Raw genomic sequence first — 13388 nt, forward strand, 5'->3', positions numbered from 1 at the left:
TGGGTTCGCCCGCCGCGTGCGGCAGGTCCTTCAGGTGGGGCGTTTCAAGGTCAGGCTTCCGCCAGCGAGAGCGAGCGGTGATCGATGCGCAAGGTGCCGCCGGGGCCGTACACCCCCGACTCGGCGCCGCCGGTCAGCACCGCCAGGGCCTGGCGCACCTGGCGCAGGCGCTGTCCGACGATCTGGCCGTTGTTCCGGTTGGCGCGCTGGCAGTCGGCGAGCGCGGCCATCACGCCGTTCCAGGCCGCGCTTTGCGCGGGCGTGGCGGCGGCGATGGCGCGCGCCAGCTGCTGGCGCTCGGCATCCAGTTGTTCCAGGCGGTCCAGTTGGGCCTGTTTGTCCTGCCCGGCGAGATGCAGCGCGTCGGCGTCGGCGCGCTCCAGCGCATCGCGTTCGGCGGCCAGCGCTGCGGTCAGCCGGGATGCGCTCTGGCGCATCTCGCCGAGCACGGCGTCGAAGGCGTCGCTCATCTCGTGGTGCAGGCCGGCGCTCATGGCTTGCCGCTGAGCTGGCCTTCCATGGAGATCAGGCCGTCGGCGATCTTGCCGGCGTCGACGCGGTAGCTGCCGTCGGCGATCGCCGCGCGAATCTGCTCCACGCGCTTGGTGTCGATGGCCGGGGCCTTGTCTCCCTGCGCGGCGGTGAGCGCGCGTGCCGACTCGGTGAGCTTCACGCTGTCGTCCGCCTTGGCCGCGGGAGCGGCCTCGGTCGCCGGCGGGCTGGCCTGGGCCTGGGCATTCTGGTTGCCCTTGGCCTGGGGGAGTACCGGCAATCCATTGGAGGTGATGGTGGTGTTCATGAGACGTGTCCTTGAGGGCTTGTCGACCCTTCAAACCGGTTATCGGCGGCGGGCGGGTGAACTTTAGCGGGGTCGGAAGGCGGGGTCATGGCAGGGCTTCCACCACCCCGGGGTCGCGCACCATGGCGTCCACGGTGCGGCCGGAGCTGTCGTTGCGCACACGCAGGCGGGCGCCGGTGTCGCCGCCGCCCAGGGCCACCCCGGAGGCGCGCACCTCGATGCCGTCCAGGCGGGCGATCAGCTGCACGCGGTCGCCCGCGCGCACGGTCTGGCGGCCGCCGAACGCGGCCGGCGCCAGCACCGCGCCGGCGCCCAGCGGGCGCGACAGCAGACGGCCGGCGACCTGGTCCAGGCCGTCGATATAGCCGTAGCCCAGGCGGGTGACGTCGCGCTCCTCGCCGCGCACGTCGGCGGCGGTGACGCCGTCGCCGCGCTGCAGCGGCTTGTTCGCCACCAGCACCGTGCGGAACAGCTGCAGCTTCACCGGCACCTGCATGCGCCAGCCGGTGCTCGGACAGCGCACTTCCACGCTCATGCGCGGCGCGGCGCGCGCGCCATCGGGCAGGGCGGCCTGCCAGGGCTGGGCGCAGGACGGCGGCTGCAGGCGCGTATCCGCCGGCTCCGCCGCGGCCACCACGCGGTTGCCCGGCTGCTCGAAATGCTGGCGCAGCCATTGCTCGGCCACCCGCCGCGGTTCGTCCGCGGCGGCATGCGCCGGGCCCGCCGCCAGCAGCGGCAGGAGCAGCAGCAAGGGCGGCGCGCGGTGCTTCATGCCTCGGCTTGCGCCAGCAGCTGGCTGAGCTGCTGATGGATGGATTCGCGCTCGCGCTCGACCTGGTCGGACAACTGCGCGGCCTGGGCGGTCTGGCCCTCGCCGAGCAGGCGCACGAAGTTGCCGGCGTGGCCGGACAGGCGCTGTCCGGCTTCGAGCAGGGTGGCGGCGGCCGGATGTTCGGCGCGCTGCGCGCCCAGGCGGGCCAGGGCGCGGTCGAAGGTGGCGGTGTCGAACCAGCGCCGGTCCAGCGCGGCCGGTTCGTGCAGGGCCAGCTCCATCGCCTGGCGCAGGCCCTGGATGGACTCGCGCAGGCTCAGGCTCAGGCTGGCCACCGACGCGGTGTCGGCGTGGTCCAGCCAGCCCAGGCACAGCCGGTGCGACAGCACGGCGGCGCGGTCCAGCGACTCGGCCTGGCGGATCGCCTCCATGCTGCGCCGCTGCAGCGCGCCCAGCGTGGCCTGGGCCGCGGCGATGCGCGCGTTCTGCGCATCGCAGCCCTGCTGCGAGCCCTGCACGCGCGCGGCGATGGCGCGCAGCGCCTCGCCCTCGCGCTCCAGGGTGCCGGCGGTATGCCCGGCGCGGTCCTGCGCGCGCTCCAGGCGCTGCACGCCCTGGCGCACGTCGCCGTCGAGCTGCTGCGAGAACGCGCCGATGGACGCGGTCACCGCTTCGATCTGGTCAGTGGCCTGGGTGGTCTTTTCCGCCAGCTGCTTCACTTCGTCGGCGACGATGGCGAAGCCGCGGCCGGCCTCGCCCGCGCGCGCCGCCTCGATGGCGGCGTTGAGCGCGACCAGGTTGGTCTGATGCGCGACCTCCTGCACGGTGGAGGTGAGCTTGCGGATCTGCGCGACCTGCTCGGCCAGCTTGCTCTGGTTGCGGTTCATTGCCGACAGCGCGCTGCGCAGCAGGCGCAGCTGGCCATCGAGTTCGGTGACGGTCTCGGCGCCCTGGCGGTTGTGCGCGGTGGCCTGCGCCAGCTCGCCGGCGGCCTGCTGCAGGGATGTCGAGATCCCGGCGCCTTGCTCCGTCAAGCGGCCGACGCTGTCGCGCGCCTCGCCGGTGGCCTGGTGCAGGGATTCCTGCGCGCGCAGCACGGTCTGCGCGGTGCCCATCACCAGGCTTTGCTGTTCCACCGCCTGCAGCGCGATGGCGGCCGGTTCGCGCGGCGCGAGGCGCGCCAGCAGCGGGGCCAGCGCCTCGGCCAGGCGCGGGTGGCGGCGCGCGAGCTGCTCGGCCTTCGAGGTGTCGCCGCTGGCGGCGGCCTGGGCAAGGTCGGCGATGGCTTTGGCCGGGATAAGGCTCATGGATAAGGTGTTCCTTAGGGTCTACGCGTCTGCGTAGAGATCGTCCGGAGATGGCGGAACTTGAGGAAGCAAGGGGTGTGCCACGGGTCGAAGCGCAGCTTGCAGGATGTCCCGCGCGTAAAAAAACGGCCGGAGTCTGCACTCCGGCCGTTCTTCGTCGTTCCGGCGCCGATCCGCGCTATCCGGATCAGTTGCCGTTGCTCAGCGCTTTAACGCCAGTGCGGGCGGCCATAGCCATAGGCCATCGGGCGCCACGGCGAGAACACCGGGCGCGGACGGAAGACCTGCGGCATCCACGGCGAATAGCCGTAGGACGGCTGGCTCCACGGCGCGAAGCCGATGGCCGGGAAGGCCCACGGCGCGTACCCGTACGACGGACGGCCGTAGAGCATGTCCAGCAGCTGGCCCAGGATGATCTGTTCGATCGTGGGCTGCTGAGCCACCGGCTTGTGGGCCGGCGGCTGTTCGACTGGCGGCTGCTGAATCGGCGGCTTGTTGGCGGGCGGCTGCTGTACCGGCGGCTGTTCGGCGGGCGGCTGCTGTACCGGCGGCTGCTGTACCGGCGGCTGCTCGGCGGGCGGCTGCTGTACCGGCGGCTGTTCGACGGGCGGCTGCTGAACCGGCGGCTGTTCGGCGGGCGGCTGTTGTACCGGCGGCTGTTCGGCGGGCGGCTGCTGAACCGGCGGCTGTTCGGCGGGCGGCTGCTGAACCGGCGGCTGCTCGGCGGGCGGCTGCTGAACCGGCGGCTGTTCGACGGGCGGCTGCTGAACCGGCGGCTGTTCGGCGGGCGGCTGCTGAACCGGCGGCTGTTCGACGGGCGGCTGCTGAACCGGCGGTTGTTCGGCGGGCGGCTGCTGAACCGGCGGCTGTTCGGCGGGCGGCTCCACCCACGAGTTGCGACCCGGCACATCGTCCGGCCGCACACCGTTATTGCCCTCGTCGGAGGACGAACTGAACCGCCTGTTGACATTGCGCCCCGCCGCGAACCAGGCGTTGCCGGTGGACAGGAAGCTCTGACCCTCGGCATGGATATCGCGCTTGGCGGCGATGATGCCGTCGTTGGTCAGCGAGGTAGCCACGGCCAGATGAATGTCGTGATCCGACATCACTTTGCCGCCCTCCAGGACATGCATGTTGCCGCCGCTGGTCAGGTTGACCGAGTCGATGGCTTTGACCTTGCCGGCGATATTCACGCCTACACCGGTTTCCGTGCCCTGCATGCGAATCGCATTGGCGTACATGCTGCCCATCGAGCCCACGTCCAGGGCCACGGTCGGAGCCGTTCCCGTGCCAGCGATATCAGTGGTGACGATCGAGTTGCCATTGCTGCCATAACTCACGCGGTTGTGGCCGGTGACCACGCGCAGCTGCTTGGCCTGCAATTGGGCATTCAGCGCGATGCTGCGCGCCATCAGGTCCGCCATCTCGACGCCACGGGCATCGATGCCCGTGCCGGCGACGTTGATGACGCCCTTGGCCACATCGATCGAAGCCACTTGGCCCTGAGCGTTGAGCTGCGGCGTGCCGGTGGTGAGCGTGACGCGCGAAGCGTTGATGAAGCTGGCGCCGTTGGCATTGATGCCATTGGGATTGGCGACGATCAGGGCAGCCTTCTGGCCGCCGATTTCCAGTGCACCGTTGAGCTGCGATGCGGCACTGCCGGTGACCTCGGCGATGATCACCGAGGCGGCGCCATTGGTCAGATTCGCGTTGCCGGCGATAGTGCCGGCCAGCTCGGTGTGCGCGCCATTCTGGCTGTTGTTGAGCACCTTGCCCTGCGTGCCGACATCGAACTGGGCGAACTGGTTATGCGATACGCCCGCGCTGTTCGGCGCGGCGATATCGACCACCGGGGCCTGGGTGCCGGCCGGCACCGTCGCCATTGCGCCACCCATCGGCAGCACCAGCGCGATCGCCGCGTACAGCTCGGGGCGACCCGGTTTCTTCTTGCTTGATTTGGACATTGCAATGCCTTGTGTTTGAAGAGCCCCTGTACCGGCAACCTTTCCCTGGCGCACCGGAATACCGCGCCGGCCACTGCGGCCGGCGACGAACAGATCCGGCGCTCAGAAGCGCGCGGTCATGCGCAGCGACACGTTGAAGCCGCCGTCGGGCACTGCCTTCGGTTTGCTTAGCACGCGTCCCACCGACACGTCGTAGCCGAAGCGCGCGACCTGTCCGCGCAGGCCCAGGCTCACGCTGCTGAAGCGCTGGGTGCCCTGTGCGGCGAGTGAAGGTCCGCTGAGTCGCGCGGCATCGACGCCGAGATAGGGATTCCCCAGCTTGGCGCCGCTGTTCCACACCACGTTGTTGTGCGAAACCCAGCCGTTCTCGCCGGTGAACACATAGCGGCCATCGAAGCCGCGCACCGAATAGCGGCTGTTGATCGACAGGTATTCGGTCCCCGGCAGCGGGGTGAAGGCATGCTGGCCGGAGAGGTTGCCTTCGTAGGTGAAGCGTTCGCCGCCGATGGCGAACGGCGCATTCACGTCGAGGCTGGCCGTGCCCAGGCGATAGCTGCCGTTCCAGCTGGTGCGGCCGACCACATAGCCGGGGCGCGCGGACAGGCCCGGCAGGCTGCCGCGCAGGCCGAGGTTGGCTTGCAGCGAAGTCTGGCCGATGAAGCGCAGGTATTCGTAGCCGATGCCGTAGCCGGTGATGTCGCGCCGCTGCACCGCTACCTGTTCGCCGGCGACGCTGCTGGAATCGGTCCGGCGGCTGAGCTGCAGCTTGACCGTGCCGCGGCTGTTGGAGTTGCGGTTCACCACCCGATCCACGCCCAGCTGCATCGAATTGGTCTTGCTGGTGTAGGGGAACTTGCCGTACTCCTGGGCGTCGAGCGTCTGCTTCGAATACGAAGTATTGGCGCCGAGCGAAACGTTCCAATAGCCGACCGGCATCGACCAGCTGAGGCCGAGGCCGCGCGATTTCTGCTCGTCGTTGCGGATATTCATGTTGTTGCTGTAGGTCAGCAGCAACAGATCGTCGCGGTCCAGCGGCGCGTCCACAATTCCGATCAGGCCGAGCTGGTTCTGGCCGGTGGCGTCCTGGCCGCCATTGTCGGCGGTGAGCACGGCATGCCAGCGATCCTTGCTGCGGTTGCGGTCGACGGTGATGTCGCTGGTGCCGAGCTCGTCGCCGGGCGTCAGCGTAAGCGTCGCGCCGGCCTGGCCGGGTGTGCGGCGCAGGTTCTCCAGCGCCTGGTCGAGGTCGCGCAGGTTGAGCACATCGCCTTCGCGCATCGGGAAGGAATTGCGTGCCTGCAGCGGCTGGCCGGTGGCCTTGTCGAGCAGCTTGCCGACGCGGCCGGGAATCACGCGGATATCGAGCCGGCCTTCGGCCAGGCCCTGCTCCGGAATCTGCACCGTGCTGGTCACGTAGCCGCGCTCGATCAGCTGGCCGGTGAGATAGCGCTGCAGGGCTTTGAGGCCTTCCGGACCCAGGCACATGCCGCGCGGTGCGACGGCGCCCGGCAGCCACGGGAACGGCAGGATGCCGCTCCAGCCCACGTCGGTCACAGCGACGCAGCCTGCTTCCTGCGGCGGCGCGAAGGGGGCGTGCTTGCGTGCCTTGCTGCCGTTGAGCGCACGGCTGTTCTGTTCGACTTCGTCCTGCGTGCGTTCCAGTTCGCGGCGCAGGCGGCGCTCGGTTTCCTGGCCGTCCTGCGCCGGTTGCGCGGTCTGCGCGAGCGCCGTGCCGGTATGCGCGAGGCCGCAGGCCAGGGCCAGCGCGAGGGGGGAATAGCGCGACAGCAGGCGATGACGGCCATCCGCGGGGGGGACTGGGTGATGGGTGGTTCGTGATGCCGACACGCCGTTCGATCCTGAATGAAATCAATGAGCGGCGCAGTGTGCGGAATTGCTCGCGGCCGTTCGGCAGGATTTTTCCAATAGTCGGAATGCTCCCAAGGCGGTGTCGGAATTCCGACGGGCGCTCCATCGAAGTTCGCGCCGATCCCCCGCAAACCCAGGCCCCATAAGGCTTCGCGAGCCTATGGCACGCGTCTTGCTCAAGTCCCTCCGCGGAGTTTCCGCCTGGAGTCTCAAGGCCATGAGCCAGATCAACGACAAGCTGTTCGGCATCCATACGCAGGCGCTCGGCCTGTGGCAGAAGCGTGCGGAAGTGCTGGCGGGGAACCTGGCGAACGCGGACACGCCGGACTACAAGGCACGCGACGTGGATTTCCGCCAGGCGCTGATGAGCGCGGGCGGCGACGGCAAGCTGCCGCTGGCCGCGACGGAATCCGGACACATCGATCCGGCCAGCCAGGCGAATGAGCAGCTCGCTTATCGCGTGCCGCTGCAGCCCACGATGGACGGCAACACCGTCGACACGCAGGTGGAGCAGGCGAACTTCGCCGCCAACAGCGTGCACTACCAGGCCAGCCTGTCCTTCATCACCGCGCAGATCCACATGCTGCGCACGGCCATCACCGGAGGGCAGAGCTGATGTCCCTGTTCAAGATCTTCGACGTGGCCGGCTCCGGCATGGCCGCGCAGTCGCTGCGGCTCAATACCGTGGCCAGCAATATCGCCAACGCCGACAGCGTCGCCGGTTCGCCGGAAGCGGCATACCGCGCCAAGGAACCGTTGTTCGCCACCGTGCAGCGCAATCTCGCCGCGAAGGAGCAGGAAGGCGCGCGGGGCGTGCAGGTGCTCGGCGTCACCGAAAGCCAGGCCGCGGTGGAAAGCCGCTACGAGCCGGGCAATCCGCTCGCCGACGGCGACGGCTACGTCTACGCCAGCAACGTCAATCCGGTGGACGAGCTGGTCAACATGATTTCCGCCTCGCGTTCGTACCAGAACAACGTCGAGGTGATGAACAGCACGCGTCAGCTCATGCAGAAGACGCTGGACCTGGGCAAGTAAGCGGAACCCCGACATGGCCGATATCGCGATCAATACCACCACCGGCTCTTCCGCCTCGCAGGCGGTCAAGAAGAGCAATGGCAGCACCTTGAGCCAGGCCGATTTCCTCAGCCTGCTCACCCAGCAGATGCGCAACCAGGACCCGACCCAGCCGATGGATTCCTCGCAGATGGTCAGCCAGCTGGCGCAGATCGCGCAGGTGTCGGCCACGCAGTCGCTGCAGACCTCGTTCGACACGCTGAGCACCGCGCTGCAGGGCAACCAGCTGCTGCAGGCCAGCGACCTGGTGGGGCGTACCGTCACGGTGCCGTCCAACGCCGCCAAGCTCGAAGGCACGGCGGGCGTCGACGGTGCGATCAATGTCGGCGATGCGGGCCAGACCGCCTCGGTGCAGATCGTCGATGCCGCCGGCAACGTGGTGCGCACCATCGACCTGGGCAAGCCCGACGTGGGCCTGGCGGATTTCCATTGGGACGGCAAGGACGAGAACGGCCAGCCGCTGCCGAACGGCACCTACGGCATCAAGGCGCAGGTGGGCACCACCGCGGTGCAGGCCTACGTGAGCGGCAAGGTCGACAGCGTCGGCATGGCCGGCGAGCAGGGGGCGTATCTGCAGGTCGCCGGTTTCGGCGGCGTGCTGCTGGGCCAGGTCGCGCGCATCGATTGACATCGATTGACATATCGGGGGGCCGGGCGGCCCCGCACACACAGTCTCCACAGGGGAGCACAGCATGGCATTCAACATCGCACTGAGCGGCTTGAAGGCGGCCTCGTCGGATCTCGAAGTCACCGCCAACAATATCGCCAACACCTCCACCACCGGCTTCAAGGGTTCGCGCGCGGAATTCGCCGAGCTTTACAGCGTGGCCGGCAAGAACCTGAGCGCCACCCAGGTCGGCAGCGGCGTGCGCCTGACCAACGTGGCGCAGCAGTTCACCGCGGGCAACGTGGAGAACACCAACAACGCGCTGGATTTCGCCATCAGTGGCGACGGCTTTTTTACCCTGAAGGACGGCAAGGGCCTCTCTTACACGCGCGCCGGCGCGTTCCGCCAGGACGCCAACGGCTATGTGGTGAACAGCGCCGGGCAGAACCTGCAGGTGTTCCCGGCCAACAATGCCGGCGGCTTCGACACCAGCACCATGACCGACCTGCGCCTGATCACCTCGCAGAACGCGGCCAAGGCCACCGGCAGCGTGCAGCTGGCGCTGAACCTGCCGTCGGATGCCACGCCGCCGGCCAATGCCTTCGACCCGAAGGACGCCACCAGCTACAACCAGGCCACGCCGTTCACCGCCTACGATTCGCTCGGCGCCACGCATAACGGCACCGTGTACTTCGTGCGCAACGCCACCGCCAACACCTGGGATGCGCACCTGTTCATCGACGGCAAGGACACCGGCGCCACCCAGCAGCTGAGCTTCACCAGCACCGGCGCGCTGGCCACGCCGGCCGGCGGCAAGCTGACCTTCCCGGCGATCAGCGCCAGCCCGGGCTCCGACCCGATGGCGATCACCCTGGACGTGACCAAGGCCACCCAGTTCGGCAACAACTATGCGGTGACCTCGATCAGCCAGGACGGTTATCCCACCGGCACGCTGTCGAGCATCGACGTGTCCAGCGACGGCGTGGTGCAGGCCAAGTTCTCCAACGGCCAGTCGCAGTCGCTCGGCCAGCTGGCGCTGGCGAACTTCGCCAACCCGCAGGGCCTGCGCCAGATGGACAACACCAACTGGGCCGCCTCGTACGACTCCGGCACGCCGGTGATGGGCGCGGCCGGCAGCGGCAACTTCGGCAACGTGCAGTCCGGCGCGCTGGAAGCGTCCAACACCGCCGACCTCACCGCGCAGCTGGTGAACATGATCAAGGCGCAGCGCAACTACCAGGCGAATGCGCAGGTGATCTCCACCGACGACAAGCTGACCCAGACCATCATCAACATCCGCAACTGACGCGCATAGCGCGTCACCCCGGCGAAGGCCGGGGTCCAGTGAAAAGTGCCGTGTCGTTGCGGCGTCAGCCGCAACGACACGCAAAGCCCACGCATCGAATCGCGAGAACCACCATGGACCGTTCCGTCTATGTAGCCATGACCGGCGCCACGCAGATGATGCGTGCGCAGACCGAGGTGGCGCACAACCTGGCCAATGCCGACACGGTTGGTTTCAAGGCGCAGATGTCGGCGTTCAAGCCGCTGCCCGTGCAGGGCCAGGGCATGAACTCGCGCATCAACGGCGTGGCGCAGGGCATCGGCCTGGACATGCATGCCGGCGCGCAGATGGATACCGGCCGCCCGCTCGACGTGGCGGTGCAGGGCGACGGCTGGATGGCGGTGCAGGGCGCCGACGGCGGCGAAGGCTATACGCGCGCCGGCCAGCTGCAGCTCACCGCCGACGGCCTGCTCACCGACGCGCGCGGCAATCCGGTGCTGGGCGACGGCGGCCCGATCACCGTGCCGGACGCCACCCAGGTCAGCATCGGCGCCGACGGCACCATCTCGGTGGTGCCGAAGGGGCAGGGGCCGGATACGTCCTCGGTGATCGGCAAGCTGAAGCTGGTCAATCCCGCGGCCGATCAATTGCAGCAGGGCGACGACGGCCTGATGCACCTGGCCAACGGCGGCACCGTGCAGGCCGATCCGGCGGTGACGGTGAAGGCCGGCGCACTGGAATCGAGCAATGTGAATCCGTCGCAGACGCTGGTGCAGATGATCCAGCTGTCGCGCCAGTACGAACTGCAGGTGCGTTCGATCCGCACCGCCGACGACAACGCGCAGTCGGCCACGCGCCTGCTGCAAGTGGGCTGATTTTTTTCCTGCAAGCGGCACGCGCCGCGCGGAGAGCGAAGCAATGTTTTCTTCCCTGTGGGTCGCCAAGACCGGTCTCGATGCGCAGCAGACGCGCATGGACGTGATCTCCAACAACCTGGCCAATGCCAATACCACCGGCTTCAAGAGCTCGCGCGCCTCGTTCCAGGACCTGATGTACCAGAACGTGCGCCAGCCCGGCGGCCAGACCACCGAGCAGACGCAGTCGCCGTCCGGCCTGATGCTGGGCACCGGCGTGCGCGTGGTCGGCAGCGAGAAGCTGTTCACCCAGGGCAATCCGCAGCAGACCGGCAACGCGCTGGACCTGGCCATCCAGGGCCGCGGCTTCCTGCAGGTGACCCAGCCCGACGGCACCGTGGCGTACACGCGCGACGGCTCGCTGCACCTGGACCAGAACGGCCAGCTGGTCACCGCGTCGGGCTACCAGCTCGATCCTGCCATCGTGGTTCCGCAGAACGCGCAGAGCGTGACCATCGGCACCGACGGCACGGTCAGCGCCACCCTGCCGGGCCAGGCCGCGCCGCAGACCATCGGCACGGTGCAGCTGGCCGACTTCATCAATCCCGCCGGCCTGCAGCCGAGCGGCGACAACCTTTACCTGGAAACCGCCTCCAGCGGCGCGCCGCAGATCGGCCAGCCCGGCCTCAACGGCCTGGGCACGGTCACGCAAGGTTCGCTGGAAAGCTCGAACGTCAACGTGGTCGAGCAGATGGTGGACATGATCGAAACGCAGCGCACCTACGAGATGAATTCCAAGGCGATCTCCGCCGCGGATTCGATGCTGCAGTTCCTCACCAACAAGACCTGAGCCAAGGCCATGTCGAATTTCCGTCGCCTGCGCCTGTGCGGCGCGCTCATCGCCCTGGCCCAGCTCGCCGGCTGCGCCATGCCCGCGCCGCGCGGCGACGATGCCGCCTGGGCCGCCACGCCGCCGCAGGAACCGGTGGCGCCGCCGGCCGCGGATGGCTCGATCTATCACGAAGCGCAGAACATGGAGCTGTTCAACGACCCGCGCGCGCACCGCGTGGGCGACATCCTCACCATCTCGCTGGTGGAGAGCACGCAGGCCAGCAAGAAGGCCTCGACCAGCACCAGCAAGAAGGACAAGAGCAACCTCGCTGCGCCCACCTTCCTGGGCCGCCCGGTCAGCATCGGCGGCAAGGACGTCAGCTTCGGCACCGACGGCGACCGCAGCTTCGACGGCAGCGGCAACAGCAGCCAGAGCAATCAGCTTACGGGCTCGATCACGGTGACCGTGGCGCAGCGGCTGTCCAATGGCAATCTGCTGGTGCGCGGTGAGAAGTGGTTGACGATCAACCAGGGGCAGGAGCTGGTGCGTATCTCCGGCATCGTGCGGCCGCAGGATATCGGGCAGGACAACAGCGTGCCGTCGACGCGGGTGGCGGATGCGCGGATTGGCTATACGGGACGCGGCACGCTGGCGGATGCGAATACGCAGGGCTGGCTGTCGCGATTCTTCAGCTCCAAGTGGATGCCGTTCTGATGAATACGACAGCGCGCTTTTCCCCCTCTCCCCTCCGGGGAGAGGGCCGGGGTGAGGGGCGGGTGCTCGCGACTGCATTGATCGGTGCCAGGCGTTCGCGTAAGGGGCTTGAGCAAGCCTTCGACGCTTCGCTCCGCCCGGCCCCTCACCCCAACCCTCTCCCCGGAGGGGAGAGGGGGCTGGTCTCTAGGCCTTGGTTGGGTCGTATGCGCTCACGCGTCATTCTTTTCCTTGTACTGCTGCTGTGCGTCGCTTCCGCGCACGCCGACAAGATCCGCGACCTCGCCCAAGTGGCCGGCGTGCGCAGCAATCAGCTGATCGGCTACGGCCTGGTCGTCGGCCTCGATGGCAGCGGCGACCAGACCACCCAGGCGCCGTTCACCACGCAGAGCCTGGAGAACATGCTGCAGCAGTTCGGCATCACGGTGCCGGCGAATGTGCGGCCGCAGCTGAAGAATGCGGCGGCGGTGACGGTGACGGCGCAGTTGCCGCCGTTCGCCAAGCCGGGGCAGGCGATCGACGTGACGGTGGCTTCGATCGGCAATGCCAAGAGCATCCGCGGCGGCGAGCTGCTGATGACGCCGCTGCGCGGCGCCGACGGCAATGTGTATGCGATGGCGCAGGGCAGCGTGGTGGTCGGCGGCATCAGCGCGCAGGGCAAGAGCGGTTCCAGCGTGCAGGTGAATATCTCGGCCAGCGGCCGCGTGCCGAACGGCGCGACGGTGGAGCGCAGCGTGGCGTCCTCGTTCGGGCAGGGCGGCGACCTGGTGCTCAATCTCAATACGCCGGACTTCACCACCGCCGCGCGCGTTGCCGAAGCGGTGAATCGCGCCTATGGCGCCGGCACCGCCCAGGCGGTGGACGGCGGCTCGGTGGCGGTGCGCGGGCCGGCCGATCCGGCGCAGCGCGTGTCATGGCTGGGCATGATCCAGGCGCTGGAGGTGCAGCCCGGCGACGCGCCGGCGCGCGTGGTGGTCAATTCGCGCACCGGCACCGTGGTGATCGGTTCGGACGTCAAGGTCAGCGCCGCCGCGGTGGCGCATGGTTCCATCCAGGTCACCATCAGCGAGCAGCCGCAGGTCAGCCAGCCGGCGCCGTTCAGCCGCGGCGGCCAGACCGTGGTGGTGCCCAGCAGCAGCGTGCAGGTCAGCGAGGACGGCGGGCACATGTTCAAGTTCGGTCCCGGCGCCAGCCTGGACACGATCGTGCGCGCGGTGAACCAGGTGGGCGCATCGCCGACCGACCTGATCTCGATCCTGCAGGCGCTCAAGCAGGCCGGCGCGCTGCGCGCCGAACTGGTGGTGATCTGAG

General features: G+C 68.6%; 14 protein-coding genes. 8 read left to right on the top strand and 6 right to left on the bottom strand.

Translation table 11 applies throughout. The annotated features are described in order from the left end of the window. Positions 1–50: 50 nt before the first annotated feature. The 6 genes from FHW85_RS08050 to FHW85_RS08075 all read right to left on the bottom strand — a co-directional run bounded on the left by FHW85_RS08050 (position 51) and on the right by FHW85_RS08075 (position 6690). Positions 51–494 (bottom strand): flagellar protein FlgN, encoded by a 444-nt coding sequence (locus FHW85_RS08050; protein ID WP_168647909.1) that lies wholly within the window; start codon positions 492–494, stop codon positions 51–53. Continuing rightward, positions 491–799 (bottom strand): flagellar biosynthesis anti-sigma factor FlgM, encoded by a 309-nt coding sequence (gene flgM, locus FHW85_RS08055; protein ID WP_167256678.1) that lies wholly within the window; start codon positions 797–799, stop codon positions 491–493. The genes FHW85_RS08050 and flgM overlap by 4 nt, the downstream gene beginning before the upstream one ends. 85 nt (positions 800–884) lie before the next feature. Next, on the bottom strand, positions 885–1571 hold the full coding sequence (gene flgA, locus FHW85_RS08060; protein ID WP_167256679.1) for a flagellar basal body P-ring formation chaperone FlgA: 687 nt from the start codon (positions 1569–1571) through the stop codon (positions 885–887). Further along, on the bottom strand, positions 1568–2878 hold the full coding sequence (locus FHW85_RS08065) for a methyl-accepting chemotaxis protein (RefSeq protein ID WP_168647910.1): 1311 nt from the start codon (positions 2876–2878) through the stop codon (positions 1568–1570). Before FHW85_RS08065 ends, flgA begins: the two co-directional genes overlap by 4 nt. 209 nt (positions 2879–3087) lie before the next feature. Next, the gene (locus FHW85_RS08070; RefSeq protein ID WP_168647911.1) at positions 3088–4842 is read right to left on the bottom strand and encodes a filamentous hemagglutinin N-terminal domain-containing protein; all 1755 of its coding nucleotides are present in this window, start codon (positions 4840–4842) and stop codon (positions 3088–3090) included. A gap of 102 nt (positions 4843–4944) precedes the next feature. After that, entirely contained in the window at positions 4945–6690 is a 1746-nt protein-coding gene (locus FHW85_RS08075; RefSeq protein ID WP_168647912.1) for a ShlB/FhaC/HecB family hemolysin secretion/activation protein, read from the bottom strand. A 238-nt stretch (positions 6691–6928) separates the two neighbouring features. Here FHW85_RS08075 and flgB point away from each other — a divergent pair, with 238 nt between their 5' ends. The 8 genes from flgB (at position 6929) to FHW85_RS08115 (ending at position 13387) form a co-directional block, all read left to right on the top strand. Continuing rightward, a complete protein-coding gene (gene flgB, locus FHW85_RS08080) occupies positions 6929–7327 on the top strand; it encodes a flagellar basal body rod protein FlgB (RefSeq protein WP_167256683.1) in 399 nt (132 codons plus the stop codon). Further along, complete coding sequence (flgC, locus tag FHW85_RS08085) at positions 7327–7746, top strand: flagellar basal body rod protein FlgC (protein WP_168647913.1); 420 nt, start codon at positions 7327–7329, stop codon at positions 7744–7746. The genes flgB and flgC overlap by 1 nt, the downstream gene beginning before the upstream one ends. Before the next feature lie 13 nt (positions 7747–7759). Then, the gene (locus tag FHW85_RS08090) at positions 7760–8413 is read left to right on the top strand and encodes a flagellar hook capping FlgD N-terminal domain-containing protein (RefSeq protein WP_167256685.1); all 654 of its coding nucleotides are present in this window, start codon (positions 7760–7762) and stop codon (positions 8411–8413) included. A 64-nt stretch (positions 8414–8477) separates the two neighbouring features. After that, the gene (gene flgE, locus FHW85_RS08095; RefSeq protein WP_167256686.1) at positions 8478–9698 is read left to right on the top strand and encodes a flagellar hook protein FlgE; all 1221 of its coding nucleotides are present in this window, start codon (positions 8478–8480) and stop codon (positions 9696–9698) included. Between the two features lie 113 nt (positions 9699–9811). Continuing rightward, entirely contained in the window at positions 9812–10552 is a 741-nt protein-coding gene (gene flgF / locus FHW85_RS08100; protein ID WP_168647914.1) for a flagellar basal-body rod protein FlgF, read from the top strand. A 43-nt stretch (positions 10553–10595) separates the two neighbouring features. Beyond that, positions 10596–11381 carry a flagellar basal-body rod protein FlgG gene (gene flgG, locus FHW85_RS08105; protein ID WP_167256688.1) on the top strand — a complete coding sequence of 262 codons (786 nt, stop codon included), beginning with the start codon at positions 10596–10598 and terminating at the stop codon, positions 11379–11381. Positions 11382–11390: 9 nt separating this feature from the next. Next, entirely contained in the window at positions 11391–12077 is a 687-nt protein-coding gene (flgH, locus tag FHW85_RS08110) for a flagellar basal body L-ring protein FlgH (RefSeq protein ID WP_167256689.1), read from the top strand. Positions 12078–12283: 206 nt separating this feature from the next. Further along, positions 12284–13387 (top strand): flagellar basal body P-ring protein FlgI, encoded by a 1104-nt coding sequence (locus FHW85_RS08115; protein WP_168647915.1) that lies wholly within the window; start codon positions 12284–12286, stop codon positions 13385–13387. Position 13388 lies beyond the last annotated feature (1 nt).

It is taken from the genome of Dyella sp. SG609, assembly GCF_012275375.1.
Classification (GTDB): Bacteria; Pseudomonadota; Gammaproteobacteria; order Xanthomonadales; family Rhodanobacteraceae; genus Dyella_D; species Dyella_D marensis.

Bases quoted from the DNA above. Each gene is read 5' to 3' on its own strand.
- FHW85_RS08050 (WP_168647909.1), bottom strand. From the start codon at position 494: ATGAGCGCCGGCCTGCACCACGAGATGAGCGACGCCTTCGACGCCGTG.
- flgM (WP_167256678.1), bottom strand. From the start codon at position 799: ATGAACACCACCATCACCTCCAATGGATTGCCGGTACTCCCCCAGGCC.
- flgA (WP_167256679.1), bottom strand. From the start codon at position 1,571: ATGAAGCACCGCGCGCCGCCCTTGCTGCTGCTCCTGCCGCTGCTGGCG.
- FHW85_RS08065 (WP_168647910.1), bottom strand. From the start codon at position 2,878: ATGAGCCTTATCCCGGCCAAAGCCATCGCCGACCTTGCCCAGGCCGCC.
- FHW85_RS08070 (WP_168647911.1), bottom strand. From the start codon at position 4,842: ATGTCCAAATCAAGCAAGAAGAAACCGGGTCGCCCCGAGCTGTACGCG.
- flgB (WP_167256683.1), top strand. From the start codon at position 6,929: ATGAGCCAGATCAACGACAAGCTGTTCGGCATCCATACGCAGGCGCTC.
- flgC (WP_168647913.1), top strand. From the start codon at position 7,327: ATGTCCCTGTTCAAGATCTTCGACGTGGCCGGCTCCGGCATGGCCGCG.
- FHW85_RS08090 (WP_167256685.1), top strand. From the start codon at position 7,760: ATGGCCGATATCGCGATCAATACCACCACCGGCTCTTCCGCCTCGCAG.
- flgE (WP_167256686.1), top strand. From the start codon at position 8,478: ATGGCATTCAACATCGCACTGAGCGGCTTGAAGGCGGCCTCGTCGGAT.
- flgF (WP_168647914.1), top strand. From the start codon at position 9,812: ATGGACCGTTCCGTCTATGTAGCCATGACCGGCGCCACGCAGATGATG.
- flgG (WP_167256688.1), top strand. From the start codon at position 10,596: ATGTTTTCTTCCCTGTGGGTCGCCAAGACCGGTCTCGATGCGCAGCAG.
- flgH (WP_167256689.1), top strand. From the start codon at position 11,391: ATGTCGAATTTCCGTCGCCTGCGCCTGTGCGGCGCGCTCATCGCCCTG.
- FHW85_RS08115 (WP_168647915.1), top strand. From the start codon at position 12,284: ATGCGCTCACGCGTCATTCTTTTCCTTGTACTGCTGCTGTGCGTCGCT.